Origin of the sequence: Streptomyces sp. NPDC127100, from assembly GCF_042724095.1 — a bacterium.
Taxonomy (GTDB): domain Bacteria; phylum Actinomycetota; class Actinomycetes; order Streptomycetales; family Streptomycetaceae; genus Streptomyces.
Genome location: NZ_JBHXFL010000067.1, coordinates 12,021 through 31,793 on the forward strand (window position 1 = coordinate 12,021; position 19,773 = coordinate 31,793).

Annotated in this window: 2 protein-coding genes; both read left to right on the forward strand. The window is 72.0% G+C overall.

Features of this window, described 5'->3' with window-relative positions:
* Nucleotides 1-54 precede the first annotated feature (54 nt).
* Complete coding sequence (locus ACFWJB_RS33640; protein WP_386927019.1) at nt 55-11,910, forward strand: SDR family NAD(P)-dependent oxidoreductase; 11,856 nt, start codon at nt 55-57, stop codon at nt 11,908-11,910.
* A gap of 69 nt (nt 11,911-11,979) precedes the next feature.
* The coding region (locus ACFWJB_RS33645) for an SDR family NAD(P)-dependent oxidoreductase (RefSeq protein WP_386927021.1) at nt 11,980-19,773 on the forward strand (7,794 nt) is incomplete at its 3' end.

Here is a 19,773-nt window from a genome sequence, read left to right on the forward strand (position 1 = left end):
GTTCTGACACTCCCGAGTCCCTGGCCCACGTCCGCCCCGAGGGAATGGCTGCAGATGGCGAACACGAACGAAGCAAAGCTCCGCGACTACCTCAAGCGCGTCACCGCTGAGCTGCACGAGACGCGCGAGCGCCTTCGCACGGCCGAGGCCCGCGCGAAGGAGCCGATCGCGATCGTGGGCATGAGCTGCCGGCTGCCGGGCGGGGTGACCTCGCCCGAGGGCCTGTGGGACCTGCTGACCGACGAGACGGACGCCATCTCGCCGTTCCCGGCCGACCGCGGCTGGGACCTCACCGCCCTCTACGACCCCGACCCCGACCGCTCGGGCACCTGCTACGCCCGAAGCGGCGGCTTCCTCCAGGACGCCGACGGCTTCGACGCCGACTTCTTCGGCATCAGCCCGCGCGAGGCGCTGGCGACGGACCCCCAGCAGCGGCTGCTGCTGGAGGCGTCCTGGGAGGCGTTCGAACACGCCGGCATCGACCCCGCCTCGGTACGCGGCAGCGACACGGGCGTCTTCGCGGGCGTCATGTACGACGACTACGGCGTCCGCCTGCACTCCGCCGAACTCCCCGACGGGCTCGCCGGATACGTCGTCAACGGCAGCGCGGGAAGCGTGGCCTCCGGCCGTCTCTCGTACGTGTTCGGGCTCGAGGGTCCGGCGGTGACGGTGGACACGGCGTGCTCGTCGTCGCTGGTCGCCCTGCACCTGGCCGCCCAGGCGCTGCGCAACGGCGAGTGCCGGCTCGCCCTGGCCGGAGGCGTCACCGTCATGGCGACGCCCAGCACCCTCCAGGACTTCAGCCGCCAGCGGGGCCTCGCCCCCGACGGCCGCGTCAAGGCCTTCGCGGGTGCCGCCGACGGCACGGGGCTCGGCGAGGGCGTGGGTGTCCTGGTCCTGGAGCGGCTGTCGGACGCCCGGCGCAACGGGCACCGGGTGCTGGCGGTGGTCCGGGGCTCCGCCGTCAACCAGGACGGCACCAGCAGCCAGCTCACCGCGCCGAACGGTCCCTCGCAGGAGCGGGTGATCCGGCAGGCCCTGTCCGCCGCGGGGCTGACGCCGGGTGACGTGGACGCGGTGGAGGCGCACGGTACGGGCACGCGGCTGGGCGACCCGATCGAGGCGCAGGCGTTGCTGGCGACGTACGGCCAGGGACGCGACGGAGACGCGGAGCCGCTGTGGCTGGGCTCGGTGAAGTCGAACATCGGGCACGCGCAGGCTGCCGCGGGTGTCGCCGGTGTGATCAAGATGGTCGAGGCGATGCGGCACGGTGTGCTGCCGCGAACGCTGCACGTGGATGAGCCGACGCCGCACGTGGACTGGGAGGCCGGGCGGGTGCGGCTGCTGGCCGAGGCGCGCGAGTGGCCGCAGGTCGAGCGGCCCCGGCGGGCCGGTGTCTCGTCCTTCGGGATCAGCGGTACCAACGCGCACGTGATCCTGGAGCAGGCCCCTGCTCCGGAGGCGGGGGAGGAGCCCGAGCAGGGTCCGGGCGGGCTGGTGTTCTGGCCGGTGTCGGCGAAGACGCCGGGTGCGTTGCGGGAGCAGGCGGGACGGCTGGCCGCGTATGTCCGTCAGGCCGGGGACGCGGTGGACGCGGCGGCTGTCGCCCATACCCTCATCCATGGGCGGGCCGGGTTCGACGAGCGGGCCGCGGTCGTCGGCGAGGGTGTGCCGGAACTGCTCGCCGGGCTCGAGGCGTTGGCGGCCGGTGAGGCGCATCCGTCCCTGGTGAGGGGGGCGGTGGCCGGGGGCAGGACGGTGTTCCTGTTCACCGGTCAGGGCTCGCAGCGTCCCGGGATGGGACGCGACCTCTATGACCGTGAGCCGGTGTTCGCGGCCGCCTTCGACGAAGTGTGCGGCCGGTTCGAGCTGCCGGTGCCGTTGAAGGAGGTCGTGTTCGGGGCGGATCCGGAGCTGCTGAACCAGACCCGCTACGCCCAGGCCGGTCTGTTCGCCCTCCAAGTCGCGCTGTTTCGGCTGGCTGAGCACTATGGGCTGGTGCCGGAGGTGCTGCTGGGGCATTCCATCGGTGAGCTCGCCGCCGCGCACGTCGCCGGCGTCTGGTCGCTGGAGGACGCGTGCACGCTGGTCGGAGCACGGGGCCGGCTGATGCAGGCCGCCCGCTCCGGTGGTGCGATGACCATGATCGCCGCGTCCGAGGACGAGGTGACGGCGGTCCTGAAGGGCCGCGAGGGTGTGTCACTGGCGGCCGTCAACGCGGACGAGTCCGTGGTCGTCTCCGGAGACGTCGAGGCCGTCGCCGAGGTCGCCGAGCACTTCGCGGCGCTCGGTCGGCGCACGAAGACCCTGCATGTCAGTCACGCCTTCCACTCCGCGCACATGGACTCGGCCCTGGAGGAGTTCGCACGCGTGGCCGCCCAGGTCACCGCGCATGCCCCGCGTGTGCCGGTGATCTCGAACGTGACCGGGCGGGTCGCCTCGGCGGAGGAGCTGGCCGACCCCGCCTACTGGGTGACCCAGCTGCGGGGGACGGTGCGTTTCGCCGGTGGGGTCGCACAGGCCCGGGAGCTGGGCGGCACCGTGTTCGTGGAGCTCGGTCCGGATGCGGTCCTGGTCACCCTGGTCCCCGACGAGGCCGTGGCCATTCCGTTGCAGCGCACCGGCCAGGCCCACGCCTTCCACCTGGCGCTCGCGACCGCCCACTGCCACGGGCTGCCCGTCGCCTGGCCGACCGCCAGCACCACGCCGGCGGACCTGCCGACGTATGCGTTCCAGCACGAGAGGTTCTGGCTGCACGCGGCGTCGGGTGCCGGTGATGTGGTGAGTCTGGGGCAGGCTCCGGCGGGTCATGGTCTGCTGGGGGCGGCGGTCGCCCTGGCCGAGGACGGCATGACCGTGTTCACCGGCCGGATCTCGCTGTCCACGCATCCGTGGTTGGCGGATCACGTGGTGGGTGGGTCGGTGCTGGTGCCGGGTACGGCTTTCGTGGAGCTGGCCCTGCACGCCGGGGACTACGTCGGCTGCGGCCTCCTGGAAGAGCTGACGATCGAAGCCCCCCTCGTGCTCGACGAGGAGGACAACGTCAGCATTCAGCTGGTCGTCGAGGCCGCGGACGAGGCCGGACGCCACACTTTCCGGCTCTCCGCGCAGTCACCGTCCGGCACGTGGGTCCGGCACGCCACAGGAACGCTCGTCGCCGCTGCGGGCCCTGCCCACGAAGACGTCATCGTGCAGGGCAGCTGGCCGCCCGCGGGGGCCCGAGCCATCGACCTGGGTGACTTCTACGCACGCGTTGCCGACCTCGGCACCGAGTACGGTCCGGTCTTCCAGGGCATGACGGCCCTCTGGCGAGACGGTGACGACCTGTACGCGGAGATCGCCCTGCCTTCCGGCACTGAGGTCTCGGACTACGGCATCCACCCCGCTCTCCTCGACGCCGCGCTGCATCCCCTGGCCACGACGCGTGACGAGGCGGCGGAGGGGCCGTCCCTCCCCTTCGGCTTCACGGGCGTCCGTCTCCACGCCACCGGCGCCGACGCCCTGCGCGTCCACTGGTCGCCCGCGGAAGGCGGTGCCGGAGCCTTCCGCTGCCGAGCCGTCGACCCCGCGGGAGCCCCGGTCCTGACGGCCGACTCGCTCGTCCTGCGGGAGGCCCCGAAGAACCTCGCCGCCGCACGTGCGCGGGGTCAGGGCCTGACTCGCCTCGACTGGACGCCCACCACACCGAGGGCTGGCGGTGTCCCGGCGGGAGAACGCTGGGGCGTACTCGCCGGCCCGTCCCCCGCCGCAGCCGAGCTGCTGGAGGGGAACGCGGAACTTGCGCAGCTCACCGAGTACTCCGACGTCGCGGCTCTCGCGGAGGCAGGCGTCGACGTGGCGATCCTGCCGTTGCTGTGGGAGCACGACGACTCGTCGATGGCCGAGACGGTGCACGCCGGGACGGCTCGGCTGCTCACTCAGGTTCAGGAATGGCTGGGCGACTCCCGCCTGGACGCGGCGCGGCTGCTGGTCGTGACCCGCGGAGCCGCCGCCGTACGGGACGACGAGACGCCGACCGACCTGGCGGCCGCGGCCGCATGGGGGCTGCTGCGCAGCGCGCAGTCCGAGCAGCCCGGTCGGGTCGTGCTGGTCGACTGCGACGACGAGCAGTCTTCCCTGGCCCTTCTCCCCGCGGTCCTCGCGAGTGGCGAGCCTCAGGCGGCCCTGCGGGGTGGCCGGACTTACGTACCTCGTCTCACTCGCCTCACAGGTGTCCCTGAAACCTCCGCCGGCTTCACGAGCGTGGGCGACGGGACGGTGCTGGTGACGGGGGGTACCGGTTCGCTGGGTGCGTTGGTGGCGCGTCATCTGGTGGGTGTGCACGGGGTGCGGCATCTGCTGTTGACGAGTCGGCGGGGTGTGGAGGCGCCTGGTGCGCGGGAGTTGGTGGAGGAGCTGGAGCAATCCGGTGCGCGGGTGCGGGTGGAGGCCTGTGACGCGGCGGACCGGGAGGCGCTGGCGCGTGTGCTGGCGTCGGTCGAGGAGGGGCATCCGCTGACGGCGGTGGTGCATACGGCCGGTGTGGTGCGCGATGCCACCGTCTCGGCGCTGTCGGCGGAGCGGTTGGCCGAGGTGCTGCGGCCGAAGGTGGACGCCGCGTGGAATCTGCATGAGCTGACGCGTGAGCTGGATCTGTCGGCGTTCGTGTTGTTCTCGTCGGTTGCCGGTGTGGTGGGCAGTCCGGGGCAGGCCAATTATGCGGCGGCGAACGCGTTCTTGGACGTGCTGGCTCGGTGGCGGGGTGCGCAGGGGCTTGCGGGTACGTCGTTGGCGTGGGGGTTGTGGGATCAGTCCGGGCAGGGCGGGGGTATGGGAGCGGCGCTGGAACAGGCCGACCGCGACCGCATCACCCGCAGCGGATTCGGTGCCCTCGGCGCCGAGGAGGGCCTCGCGCTCCTCGATGCCGCTGTCACCGGCGATGACTCCGCCGTCGTCGCCGCTCCCATCGTCGAGACCGCACTGCGCCGGCAGGCCGAGGCCGGACTGCTGGCACCGGTGCTGCGCGGGCTGATCCGCGGCGGCACCGGCAGGACCGCGGCGTCCGGCAACCGCACCGCCGAGACGCGAGGCTCCACGGGTGGTGTCGACGTGGCGACTCTCGCGCGACTCGCCACCGACGAACGGCGACGTGCCGTGCTCGACGTGGTGCAGGAGGCGGTGGCGTCCGTACTCGGTCACGCCTCCACCGACGTAGTGGACCCCGCGCGGGCCTTCAAGGACCTGGGCTTCGACTCCCTCATGTCCGTCGAGCTGCGCAACCGCATGAACTCCGCGACCGGACTGCGTCTGCCCGCGACCCTCGTCTTCGACCACCCCACGCCCGCGGCCCTCGCCGCCCATCTGGTCGGGGAGCTCGTGCCCGATGGGGTGTCGTCGGTTGCTGCTGTGGTGCCGGGTGCTGGTCTCGGTGCGGGTGTGGATGTGGCGGCGGATCCGGTGGTGATCGTAGGGATGAGCTGCCGGTTGCCGGGTGGGGTGTCCTCGCCGGAGGAGTTGTGGCGGCTGGTGGCCGAGGGCGGGGACGCGGTCTCGGAGTTTCCGGTGAACCGGGGCTGGGATCTGGGTTCGCTGTTCGATCCGGATCCGGATCATCCGGGGACGTCGTACGTGTCGCGGGGCGGGTTCCTGCATGCGGCGGACGGTTTCGATGCCGGGTTCTTCGGGATCAGTCCGCGTGAGGCGCTGGCGACGGATCCGCAGCAGCGGCTGCTGCTGGAGGCGTCCTGGGAGGCGTTCGAACACGCCGGCATCGACCCCGCCTCGGTACGCGGCAGCGACACAGGCGTCTTCGCGGGCGTCATGTACGACGACTACGGCATCCGCGTCGGCAAGGCGCCCGAGGACCTGGAGGGCTACCTCGGTACGGGCAGCGCGGGCAGTGTCCTGTCCGGTCGTGTGTCGTACGTGTTCGGGCTCGAGGGTCCGGCGGTGACGGTGGACACGGCGTGCTCGTCGTCGCTGGTCGCCCTGCACCTGGCCGCCCAGGCGCTGCGCAACGGCGAGTGCCGGCTCGCGCTCGCCGGTGGCGTCACCGTCATGGCCGCACCGACGACCTTCGTGGAGTTCAGTCGTCAGCGTGGGCTTGCCCCGGACGGCCGGGTGAAGGCGTTCGCCGACGGTGCCGACGGCACGGTGTGGGGCGAGGGCGTCGGGGTCCTGGTCCTGGAGCGGCTGTCCGACGCCCGGCGCAACGGACACCGGGTGCTGGCGGTGGTGCGCGGTTCCGCCGTGAACCAGGACGGAGCGAGCAACGGCCTCACCGCCCCCAACGGCCCCTCACAGGAACGAGTGATCCGGCAGGCCCTGTCCACCGCGGGGCTGACGCCGGGTGACGTGGACGTCGTGGAGGCGCACGGTACGGGCACGCGGCTGGGTGACCCGATCGAGGCGCAGGCGCTGCTCGCGACGTACGGCCGGGACCGGGACGACGAACATCCGCTGTGGCTGGGCTCGATCAAGTCCAACATCGGGCACGCCCAGGCCGCCGCGGGTGTCGCCGGTGTGATCAAGATGGTCGAGGCGATGCGGCACGGTGTGCTGCCGCGGACACTCCACGTCGACGAACCCACGTCGCATGTCGACTGGGAGGCCGGGCAGGTGCGGCTGCTGGCCGAGGCGCGCGAGTGGCCGCAGGCCGAACGGCCCCGCCGGGCCGGTGTCTCTTCCTTCGGCATCAGCGGCACCAACGCGCACATCATCCTTGAGCAGGCCTCCGACGACGAGACTGCCAAGGAGCCCGAGGGGGACGCGGGCGGGCTGGTGGTGTGGCCCGTGTCCGGCAAGACGCCGGAGGCGTTGCGGGAGCAGGCCGGACGTCTGGCCGCCTACGTCCGCGACGCCGGCGAGGGACTGGATACGGCGGCTGTTGCACACACCCTCATGCACGGGCGTGCCCACTTCGACCTACGGTCGGTCGTCCTGGGCGCTGACCGGCACGAACTCCTGTCGGCCGTCGAGGCGTTGGCTGCGGGACAGCCGCATCCCCATCTGGTGAGTGGGGCGGTGGCCGGGGGCAGGACGGTGTTCCTGTTCACCGGTCAGGGTTCGCAGCGTCCCGGGATGGGGCGGGAGCTGTATGAGCGTGAGCCGGTGTTCGCGGCCGCCTTCGACGAAGTGTGCGGCCGGTTCGAGCTGCCGGTGCCGTTGAAGGAGGTCGTGTTCGGGGCGGATCCGGAGCTGCTGAACCAGACCCGCTACGCCCAGGCCGGTCTGTTCGCGTTGCAGGTGGCTCTGTTTCGGCTGGCTGAGCACCATGGGCTGGTTCCGGAGGTGCTGCTGGGGCATTCCATCGGTGAGCTCGCCGCCGCGCACGTGGCCGGGGTGTGGTCGCTGGAGGATGCGTGCACGCTGGTGGGGGCGCGGGGCCGGCTGATGCAGGCCGCCCGCTCCGGTGGTGCGATGACGATGATCGCCGCGTCCGAGGAGGAGGTGGCGGCGGTCCTGGAGGGCCGTGAGGGTGTGTCGCTGGCGGCCGTCAATGCGGCCGAGTCCGTGGTCGTCTCCGGAGACGTCGACGCAGTGGCCGAGGTCGCCGGGCACTTCACGGCGCTCGGTCGGCGCACGAAGGTTCTGCATGTCAGTCATGCCTTCCACTCGGCGCACATGGATTCGGCCCTGGAGGAGTTCGCGCGTGTGGCGGCCCAGGTCACCGCGCATGCCCCGCGGGTGCCGGTGATCTCGAACGTGACCGGGCGGGTCGCCTCGGCGGAGGAGCTGGCGGACCCGGCGTACTGGGTGTCCCAGTTGCGGGGGACGGTGCGTTTCGCCGCCGGGGTCGCACAGGCCCGGGAGCTGGGCGGCACCGTGTTCGTGGAGCTCGGTCCGGATGCGGTCCTGGCCACCCTGGTCCCCGACGAGGCCGTGGCCATCCCGCTCCAGCGCACCGGCCAGACCCACGCCTTCCACCTGGCGCTCGCCACCGCCCACTGCCACGGCCTGCCCGTCACCTGGCCGACCGCCAGCACCACGCCGGCAGACCTGCCGACGTATGCGTTCCAGCACGAGAGCTACTGGCTCACCCCCACCACCCACACAGGCGACGCCACCGCCCACGGCCTCGACACAACCGACCACCCCCTGCTCACCGCATCCCTCCACCACCCCGAAGACGACACCACCCTCCTCACCGGCCGGGTCTCACTGTCCACACACCCGTGGCTGGCGGATCATGCGGTGGGTGGGTCGGTGCTGGTGCCGGGTACGGCTTTCGTGGAGTTGGCCCTGCACGCCGGGGACTACGTCGGTTGCGGTTTGCTGGAGGATTTGACGATCGAGGCTCCGCTGGTGCTGGGGGAGCGGTCGTCGGTGATGGTGCAGGTGTCGGTCGGTGAGGCCGATGAGGGTGGCCGTCGTGGGGTGCGGGTGTTCGCCCGTTCGGGTGAGGGTGCCTGGACGCGGCATGCCACCGGTGCGCTGAGTCCCGCTCTTCCCGCGCCCGGGGTGGAGGAGGCTGTCTGGCCGCCGTCGGGGGCCGTGCCGGTGGAGCTGGCCGGTCTGTATGAGCGGTTGGCGGAGCGTGGTTACCTTTACGGTCCGTTGTTCCGGGGGTTGTCCTCGGTGTGGCGTGATGGTGAGGAGTGGTTCGCGGAGGTCGTGCTGCCGGAGGGCGCGGAGGTGTCCGGGTACGGCATTCATCCGGCGTTGCTCGATGCCGCGTTGCACACGTTGGCGGCCGCGAGTGGGGGAGCGGTGGACGAGGTGCGTCTGCCGTTCAACTTCGCCGGCGTGGGGCTGTATGCGACGGGTGCCACGGCGGTGCGGGTGCGGCTCGCACCGGTGGACGAGTCCGGCGACACGGTCAGTCTCCACCTGACCGACCCCACCGGCGCACCCATCGCCCGCATCGCATCGCTGGCGACACGGGTCGTGCCCGCGGCCCAGTTGAGCGCGCTGGGTGTTGGCGACTCCGAGGCGAAGGACCCCGTGTTCGTCGCCGAGTGGGCCCCGGCCCAGATCACGGCGGGCGCCACCACAGCCGCGGTCGACTGGGCCCTGCTGGGCCCGGACGTCCTGGAGCTCTCTCCCGCGCTCGCCGAGGCGGGGGTGAGCGTGAAGCAGTACGCGGGGCTGGCCGAGCTTCGGGCAGCGGTCAAGGAGGACGCCGCCGCACCTCAAATCGTCGTCGCCCCTTTCACCGCCGAGCGTCTGCCGGACGACGTACGTCAGTCGGTGCACGAGGTGGCGGCCGCGGCGCTCGCCCTGACGCAGGAGTGGATCGCGCTCGACGCCCCCGGGCTGTCGGACGCCCGGCTCCTCGTCTGCACGCGGGAAGCAGTCGGTGTCGAGTACGGGGAACCCGCCCGCGACCTGGTGCATGCCCCGCTGTGGGGCCTGGTGCGGTCGGCGCAGACGGAGAACCCGGACCGCTTCCTCCTCGCCGACGTCGATGCGCACCAGGACTCGGCGCGGGCACTGCTCGCCGCCGTGGCCGCCCACCTCGAAGGCCGGAGTGACGACGGCCAGATCGCCGTACGGCAGGGGACGGTCAAGGTCCCCCGCCTGGCGCGGCGGACGACGGACGGACTCATCCCGGAACCCGTCCACGAGACGTCGGGCGAGGGTGCCGTGCCGTGGCGGCTCGCTCTGGAGGGCACCGGCTCGCTGGACCAGCTCGCCCTGCGACCCCATGCGGACGCCCTCCGGGAGCTCGGCCCCGACGAGGTGCGCATCTCGCTGCGCGCGTCCGGCCTCAACTTCCGCGACGTGCTGACGGCGCTCGGCATGGTGCCCGGTGACCACCGGGCGGTGGCCGGCGAGGGCGCGGGCGTGGTCCTGGAGACCGGTGCGAACGTCTCCTGGGTGCGCCCCGGGGACCGGGTGATGGGCATCCTCCTGGAGGGCACCGGGCCGGTCACGGTCACCGACGCCCGTCTCGTCGTTCGCATGCCGCAGGCCATGACCTTCGCCGAGGCCGCCGGTGTGCCAGTCGTCTTCCTCACCGCCTACTACGGACTGGTGGACCTGGCCGGAATCAAGGCGGGCGAGTCGCTGCTCGTGCACGCGGCGACCGGCGGCGTCGGCACGGCCGCCCTGCAACTCGCCCGCCACTGGGGCGTGGACGTGTACGGCACGGCGAGTCCCGCCAAGTGGGACACGCTCCGCGGGCAGGGCCTGGACGACGACCACATAGCGAGCTCGCGCGACCTGGAGTTCGAGGAGAGGTTCCGCACCTCACTGGGCTCGGTATCCGGCACGGGCACGATGGACGTCGTCCTGAACTCCCTGGCCAACGAGTACGTCGACGCCTCGCTGCGACTCCAGGGACCCGGCGGCCGTTTCCTCGAGATGGGCAAGACGGACAAGCGCTCGCCCGGCGAGGTGGCGGCCGCGCACGACGGGGTGACCTACTGCGCGTACGACGTCCTCGACGCCGGCCCCGAGCGCATCCGCGAGATGCTCGGGGAATTGGTCGAGCTCTTCGAATCCGGCGCCGTACGTCCCGCGCCCGTGTCGGCATGGGACGTGCGCCGGGCCCCCGACGCCCTCCGCTTCCTCAGCCAGGCCCGCCACACGGGAAAGCTGGTCCTGACCCTGCCGCGTCCCTTCGACGAGGAGGGGACGGTGCTGGTGACGGGGGGTACCGGTTCGCTGGGTGCGTTGGTGGCGCGTCATCTGGTGGGTGTGCACGGGGTGCGGCACCTGCTGTTGACGAGTCGGCGGGGTGTGGAGGCTTCCGGTGCGCGGGAGTTGGTGGAGGAGCTGGAGCAATCCGGTGCGCGGGTGCGGGTGGAGGCCTGTGACGCGGCGGACCGGGAAGCGCTGGCGCGTGTGCTCGCGTCGGTCGACGACCGGCATCCGCTGACGGCGGTGGTGCACACGGCCGGTGTGGTGCGCGATGCCACCGTCTCGGCGCTGTCACCCGAGCAGTTGGCCGAGGTGCTGCGGCCGAAGGTGGACGCCGCGTGGAACCTCCACGAGCTGACGCGCGAGCTGGACCTGTCGGCGTTCGTCCTCTTCTCCTCCGCCGCGGGCATCATGGGTGCCGCGGGCCAGGCCAACTACGCGACAGCGAACACCTTCCTGGACACCTTGGCCGGACTCCGACGCTCGCAGGGGCTGCCCGGCATCTCCCTCGACTGGGGCCTCTGGGAGCAGGCGGGCGGTATGGCGGCCGCCCTCGACAGCGGCGACCGGCAGCGGCTCGGACGATCCGGTGTCACCCCCCTGCCGCTCGACACGGGCCTGTCCGTCTTCGACACCTCTCTGCGCGCCGACGAACCGGTACTCGTCCCCGTCCAGTTCGACCTCGCGGCGCTGCGGTCCCGTGCGGTGGGCGACGCCGGAGGAGACGTGCCGCCCCTGCTGCGCGGCCTCGTCGGAACACCGGCCCCACGCCGCACCGCGCTGCGCAAGGCGGCGAGCGCTGCCGCCACGGAGACCAACTGGGCCGACCGGCTCGCCGGCCGCACCGCCGACCAGCAGGTCGAACTGCTCGTCGAGCTGGTACGCGAGCAGGCGGCGGCCGTGCTCGGCCACGGGGACACCGCCGGCATCGAGGCGGACCGGGCCTTCAAGGAGCTCGGCTTCGACTCCCTCACCGCCGTCGAGCTGCGCAACCGTATCGGCAAAGCGACGGGCCTGAGGCTGTCCGGCACCCTCGTCTTCGACTTCCCCACGTCCGCCTCGCTCGGCGCGCATCTGCGCACCGCACTGGTCCCCGAAGAGGCGGACCCGGTGACACGGATCGTGGGCGACCTGGAACAGATCGAGGCCGCGCTGTCCGTACTCGGGCAGGGCATCGAGCCCGACGACGAGGCCTACGGGAGCATCACCGCCCGCCTCCAGGCGATGCTCTGGAAATGGAACGACCTGCACCACGCTGAAGGCTCCGTCGACGAGACACAGGACTTCGGTACGGCGAGCGACGACGAACTCTTCGACGCGCTCGACCAGGAGCTCGGCAATTCCTGAGCTCCTGCCCTCCCGGCGCACCGCCGCCGCTCACCAGCCGTAACTGTCGTACCCAGGAGTGGAATTCGCATGGCGAACGTTGCTCAGAACCCGGCGAACGGTCCTCGCGACACGGGGAAGGCCGCGGACAACGAGGAGAAGCTGCGGGACTACCTGAAGCGCACCGCCGCCGATCTGCGCCAGACGCGCCGGCGGCTGAAGGAAGCCGAGGCCCGGGAGCAGGAGCCGATCGCCATCGTCGGAATGGGATGCCGCTACCCCGGCGGCATCACCTCACCCGAAGCCCTCTGGCGACTGCTGGAACAGGACGGTGACGGCATCACCGAGTTCCCGTCGAACCGGGGCTGGGATCTGGAGGAGGTGTACCACCCCGACCCCGACCACGCGGGCACCTCCTACGTCACGAAGGGAGGCTTCCTCCACGACGCCGACCGCTTCGACGCGGACTTCTTCGGCATCAGCCCGCGCGAGGCCGAGGCGATGGACCCGCAGCAGCGGCTGCTGCTGGAGACCGCGTGGGAGGCGTTCGAACACGCGGGCATCGCCCCCGACACGCTCAAGGGCAGCCGGACGGGTGCCTTCGTCGGCGCGATCGCCCAGGACTACGCGCCCACGGGCCGCGCACTGCCCGCGGAGTACGAGGGATACGTGCTGACCGGCACCACCACCAGCGTCGTCTCCGGGCGGCTCGCCTACACGCTCGGTCTCGAAGGCCCCGCCGTCACGGTCGACACCTCCTGCTCCTCCTCGCTGGTCGCCCTGCACCTGGCCGTCCAGGCCCTGCGCAACGGCGACTGCGGTGTGGCACTCGCCGGCGGCGTCACCGTGCTGCCCACCCCCCGTCTCTACGTGGAGTTCAGCAAGCAGCGCGGCCTTTCCCCCGACGGCCGCTGCAAGGCCTTCGCGGCCGCCGCCGACGGCACCGGCTTCGGCGAGGGCGTGGGTGTACTGGTCCTGGAGCGGCTGTCCGACGCCCGTCGGCGGGGACACCGGGTACTGGCGGTGGTCCGAGGTTCGGCCGTGAACCAGGACGGTGCGAGCAATGGTCTGACGGCGCCGAACGGTCCGTCGCAGGAGCGGGTGATCCGGCAGGCGCTCGACAACGCTCGGCTGGCTCCGGCCGAGGTCGACGCGGTGGAGGCGCACGGCACGGGCACCAAGCTGGGTGACCCGATCGAGGCGCAGGCACTGCTCGCGACGTACGGCCAGGGACGCGACGGAGACGCGGAGCCACTCTGGCTGGGCTCGGTGAAGTCCAACATCGGCCACACCAACGCCGCCGCGGGTGTCGCCGGTGTGATCAAGATGGTCGAGGCGATGCGGCACGGTGTGCTGCCGCGGACACTCCACGTGGATGAGCCGACGCCGCACGTGGACTGGGAGGCCGGGCGGGTGCGGCTGCTGGCCGAGGCGCGCGAGTGGCCGCAGGTCGAGCGGCCCCGCCGGGCCGGTGTCTCGTCCTTCGGCATCAGCGGCACCAACGCGCACGTGATCCTTGAGCAGGACCCTGCTCCGGAGCCCGTCGACGACGGCGAGGCCGAGGAGACTCCGGTCGCGGGAGCGGATGCGCCCGTGGTCTGGCCGGTGTCGGCGAAGACGCCTGAGGCGTTGCGGGAGCAGGCCGGACGCCTGGCCACCTACGTCCGTGAAGCGGGGGAGGAACTGGACGCGGCGGCTGTCGCGCACACCCTCACGCACGGGCGGGTGCATTTCGAACAGCGGGCAGCGGTGCTCGGCGAGTCGAGCGCGGATCTCCTCGCGGCTGTGGAGGCGTTGGCGGCCGGTGAGGCGCATCCGTCCGTGGTGAGTGGGGCGGTGGCCGGGGGCAGGACGGTGTTCCTGTTCACCGGTCAGGGTTCGCAGCGTCCCGGGATGGGGCGGGAGCTGTATGAGCGTGAGCCGGTGTTCGCGGCCGCCTTCGACGAGGTGTGCGGCCGGTTCGAGCTGCCGGTGCCGTTGAAGGAGGTCGTGTTCGGGGCGGATGCGGATCTGCTGAACCAGACCCGCTATGTCCAGGCCGGTCTGTTCGCGTTGCAGGTGGCTCTGTTTCGGCTGGCTGAGCACCATGGGCTGGTTCCGGAGGTGCTGCTGGGGCATTCCATCGGTGAGCTCGCCGCCGCGCACGTCGCCGGCGTCTGGTCACTGGAGGACGCTTGTGCGCTGGTCGGGGCGCGGGGCCGGCTGATGCAGGCCGCCCGCTCCGGTGGTGCGATGACGATGATCGCCGCGTCCGAGGAGGAGGTGGCGGCGGTCCTGGAGGGCCGTGAGGGTGTGTCGCTGGCGGCCGTCAATGCCGCCGAGTCCGTCGTCGTCTCCGGAGATGTCGAGGCCGTGGCCGAGGTCGCCGGGCACTTTGAGGAGCAGGGCCGGCGCACGAAGGCCCTGCATGTCAGTCATGCCTTCCACTCGGCGCACATGGATTCGGCCCTGGAGGAGTTCGCACGCGTGGCCGCCCAGGTCACCGCGCATGCCCCGCGTGTGCCGGTGATCTCGAATGTGACCGGGCGGATCGCTTCGGCGGAGGAGCTGGCCGACCCGGCGTACTGGGTTTCCCAGTTGCGGGGGACGGTGCGTTTCGCCGGTGGGGTCGCACAGGCCCGGGAGCTGGGCGGCACCGTGTTCGTCGAGCTCGGTCCGGATGCGGTCCTGGCCACCCTGGTCCCCGACGAGGCCGTGGCCATCCCGCTCCAGCGCACCGGCCAGACTCACGCCTTCCACCTGGGGCTCGCCACCGCCCACTGCCACGGGCTGCCCGTCACCTGGCCGACCGCCAGCACCACGCTGGCAGACCTGCCGACGTATGCGTTCCAGCACGAGAGGTTCTGGCTGCACGCGGCCTCGGGCGCCGGTGATGTGGTGAGTCTGGGGCAGGCTCCGGCGGGTCATGGTCTGCTGGGGGCGGCGGTCGCCCTGGCCGAGGACGGCATGACCGTGTTCACCGGCCGGGTCTCGCTGTCCACGCATCCGTGGTTGGCGGATCATGCGGTGGGTGGGTCGGTGCTGGTGCCGGGTACGGCTTTCGTGGAGTTGGCCCTGCACGCCGGCGACTACGTCGGTTGCGGTTTGCTGGAGGATTTGACGATCGAGGCTCCGCTGGTGCTGGGGGAGCGGTCGTCGGTGATGGTGCAGGTGTCGGTCGGTGAGGCCGATGAGGGTGGCCGTCGTGGGGTGCGGGTGTTCGCCCGTTCGGGTGAGGGTGCCTGGACGCGGCATGCCACCGGTGCGCTGAGTCCCGCTCTTCCCGTACCCGAGACGGCGGAGGCTGTCTGGCCGCCGTCGGGGGCCGTGCCGGTGGAGCTGGCCGGTCTGTATGAGCGGTTGGCGGAGCGTGGTTACCTTTACGGTCCGTTGTTCCGGGGGTTGTCCTCGGTGTGGCGTGATGGTGAGGAGTGGTTCGCGGAGGTCGTGCTGCCGGAGGGCGCGGAGGTGTCCGGGTACGGCATTCATCCGGCGTTGCTCGATGCCGCGTTGCACACGTTGGCGGCCGCGAGTGGGGGAGCGGTGGACGAGGTGCGTCTACCGTTCAACTTCGCCGGCGTGGGGCTGTATGCGACGGGTGCCACGGCGGTGCGGGTGCGGCTCGCACCGGTGGACGAGTCCGGTGACACGGTCAGTCTCCACCTGACCGACCCCACCGGCGCACCCATCGCCCACATCGACGCTCTCACGCTGCGCGCGATGTCCTCCGAGCAGCTTCGCGGAGCGGCGGGGAGCGTCAACGACTCCATGTACCGACTGAGCTGGCACAGCAGCCGGCTCGAGCCCGGAACGGAGGCGCCGCGCTGGGCGACGCTGGGGACACCGCTGCCCACCCTCCCGGACCTTCCCGCATACGAGGACGTCGCCGCCCTCGTGGCCGCGGCGGACGCCGGGGAGGGCCTCCCGCAGGCCGTCCTCGTCCCGTGCCGCACCGAACCGGCCGACGGTGACGACCCGGCCGCGGCCGTGCACGCCGCCACGGCCCGTCTGCTCACCCTGCTCCAGGATTGGCGCGCGGACGACCGGCTCGGGGCCGTCCGGCTGGTGGTCGTGACCTCGGGTGCGATCGCCGCGCAGCCGGGTGACGTCGTGGACGACCCGGCGGCGTCGGCCCTGTGGGGCTTCGTGCGCGCGGCGCAGGCGGAGGCCCCGGACAGTTTCACGCTCCTCGACGTGGATGCCGCGACGACGACCGACGGTCTGACGGCGGCACTGCGGGGCGTGCTGGCCTCCGACGAAGCGCAGGCCGCGGTCCGGGGCGACGAGGTGCTCGTCGCCCGTGTGACGCCCGCCGCGGACGGTACCGGACTCGCCGTGCCGGGATCGGGCGAGCTCTGGCGCGTGGACGTCAGTGCCAAGGGCACGCTGGAGAATCTCGCCCTCGTCCCGAACCCCGGCGCGGACCGGCCCCTCGCTCCCGGCGAGGTGCGGGTGGCGGTGCGCGCCGCGGGCCTCAACTTCCGTGACGTCCTCATCGCGCTCGGGATGTACCCGGGCGAGGCGCCGATCGGCAGCGAGGGCTCCGGTGTCGTCCTGGAGGTGGGCTCGGCGGTCGCCGGCGCCACCGGACTGCGGCCGGGGGACCGGGTGATGGGGCTCCTCACCGAGGGCGTCGGCCCGGTGTCCGTCACGGACCAGCGTTACCTCGCCCGGATCCCGCAGGGATGGACGTTCGCGCAGGCCGCCGCGGTCCCGATCGTGTTCCTCACGGCCTACTACGGCCTGTTCGACCTGGGTGGGCTCCAAGCCGGTGAAGCGGTCCTGGTGCACGCCGCGACCGGCGGTGTGGGCATGGCCGCGGTCCAGCTCGCCCGGCACGCGGGCGCAGAGGTCTTCGGCACCGCCAGCCCCGGCAAGTGGAACACCCTGCGGGGACAGGGCCTGGACGACGACCACATCGCCAACTCCCGCACGCTCGATTTCGAGCAGACCTTCGCCCGGCGCACCGGCGGACGGGGCATGGACGTCGTACTCGACTCGCTGTCGGGCGAGTTCGTGGACGCGTCACTGCGGTTGCTGCCGCGCGGTGGGCGCTTCCTGGAGATGGGCAAGACCGATGTCCGTGACCCGGAGACCGTCGGCGCGCAGTACTCCGGCGTCGACTACCGGGCCTTCGACCTGCTGGACGCCGGGCACGACCGCATCCAGGAGATGCTGACCGAACTCGTCGGGCTGTTCGAGAGCGGTGCCCTACGGCCGCTCCCGGTCTCCGCTTGGGACATCCGCCGTTCTCCCGAGGCCTTCCGCCACCTGGGCCAGGCCAGGCATACCGGCAAGGTCGTCCTCACCGTGCCACGTCCCTTCGACGAGGAGGGGACGGTGCTGGTGACGGGGGGTACCGGGTCGCTGGGTGCGTTGGTGGCGCGTCATCTGGTGGGTGTGCACGGGGTGCGGCATCTGCTGTTGACGAGTCGGCGGGGTGTGGAGGCGCCTGGTGCGCGGGAGTTGGTGGAGGAGCTGGAGCAATCCGGTGCGCGGGTGCGGGTGGAGGCCTGTGACGCAGCGGACCGGGAGGCGCTGGCGCGTGTGCTGGCGTCGGTCGAGGAGGGGCATCCGCTGACGGCGGTGGTGCATACGGCGGGTGTGGTGCGTGATGCGACCGTTTCGGCGCTGTCGGCGGAGCGGTTGGCCGAGGTGCTGCGGCCGAAGGTGGACGCCGCGTGGAATCTGCATGAGCTGACGCGCGAGCTGGATCTGTCGGCGTTCGTGTTGTTCTCGTCGGTTGCCGGTGTGGTGGGCAGTCCGGGGCAGGCCAATTATGCGGCGGCGAACGCGTTCTTGGACGTGCTGGCTCGGTGGCGGGGTGCGCAGGGGCTTGCGGGTACGTCGTTGGCGTGGGGGTTGTGGGATCAGTCCGGGCAGGGCGGGGGTATGGGAGCGGCGCTGGAACAGGCCGACCGCGACCGCATCACCCGCAGCGGATTCGGCCTGCTCACCCCCGACGACGGTCTGGCGCTCCTCGACGCCGCGCTCCTGTCGGGCCGCAGCGACCTGGTCCTGACGCACCTGGACCGGAACGCCCTGAAGCAGCGGCTGGACGCCGGTCAACTTCCCTCCGTGCTGCGCTCGCTGGTCCGTGGCGGTGGCCGTGGCGGGCGCCGCGCCGCCGCCGGAGCGACGGCCTTCGGTGCGGCTTCCCTCACCGAACGACTCGCACGCCTCGGCTCCGAGGAGCAGGACCGTCTCCTGCACGGCATCGTCCGCGACGAGGTCGTCGCCGTCCTCGGCCACGGAGCGGGCAGCTCCCTCGAACCGGGACGTGCCTTCAAGGACCTGGGCTTCGACTCGCTGACCTCCGTCGAACTCCGCAACCGCATGAACGCCGCGACGGGTCTGCGCCTGCCCGCGACCCTCGTCTTCGACCACCCCACGCCGGCGGCCCTCGCCGCTCACCTGCGCACTGAGCTGGTCGGCGATGGCAGCACCGCATCGGGCGCGGTCACGGGCGCGGCGGCCGCGGGTCCGGAGCGCGCCACCGACACCGACCCGGTGGTGATCGTGGGGATGAGCTGCCGACTGCCCGGCGGCGTCACCTCGCCGGACGGCTTGTGGCGTCTGCTGGAGGAGGGCACGGACACCATCGCGCCGTTCCCGACGAACCGGGGCTGGGACCTGGACAACCTCTACGACCCGGACCCGAACACACCAGGCAAGTCCTACGTCCGGCAGGGCGGGTTCATCGACGGTGTCGACGGGTTCGACGCAGCCTTCTTCGGCATCAACCCGAGAGAGGCCGTGGCCACCGACCCGCAACAGCGACTGCTGCTCGAAGCCGCCTGGGAGGCGTTCGAGCACGCCGGTATCGACCCGACCACGGTGCGCGGCAGCGACACGGGCGTCTTCGCCGGCGTCATCTTCGGTGACTACACCTCGCGCCTCCAGGAGATCCCCGAGGGATTCGAGGGCTACATCTCGACGGGCAACACGACCAGTGTGGCCTCCGGCCGGCTGGCCTACACGCTCGGCCTCGAGGGTCCGGCGGTGACGGTCGACACGGCGTGCTCGTCGTCGCTGGTCGCCCTGCACCTCGCCGCCCAGGCACTGCGCAACGGCGAATGCTCCCGCGCGCTCGTCGGCGGCGCCACGATCATGTCGGGCCCGACGAACTTCATCGAGTTCAGCCGCCAGCGGGCCCTGTCCCCGGACGGTCGCTGCAAGGCCTTCGCGGCGGCTGCCGACGGCACCGGGTGGGGCGAGGGCGTGGGCGTCCTGGTCCTGGAGCGGCTGTCCGACGCCCGTCGGCGGGGACATCGGGTGCTGGCGGTGGTTCGTGGTTCGGCCGTGAACCAGGACGGCGCCAGCAACGGCCTCACCGCACCCAACGGCCCCTCACAGGAGCGGGTGATCCGGCAGGCCCTGTCCGCCGCGGGGCTCACACCGGCCGAGGTCGACGCGGTGGAGGCGCACGGCACGGGCACCAAGCTGGGCGATCCCATCGAGGCACAGGCACTGCTGGCGACCTACGGCCGGGAGCGGGACGACGAACACCCGCTGTGGCTGGGTTCGTTGAAGTCGAACGTCGGTCACACTCTCGCCGCCGCGGGTGTGGCGGGTGTGATCAAGATGGTGCTGGCGATGCGGCACGAGACGCTGCCGCGCACCCTGCACGTCGACGAGCCGACCCCGCACGTGGACTGGGAGTCCGGGAAGGTCCGCCTGCTCACCCAGGCCCAGCAGTGGCCGCGGACCGACCGCCCGCGCCGGGCCGGGGTCTCCTCCTTCGGCATCAGCGGCACGAACGCTCACGTGATCCTGGAGCAGGCGCCGGCCGAGGAGCCGGCGGGTGAGACGGAGCGGGGGGTTTCGGGTCTGCCGGTGGTGTGGCCGGTGTCGGCGAAGACACCGGGTGCGCTGCGGGAGCAGGCCGAACGCCTGGCCGCCTAC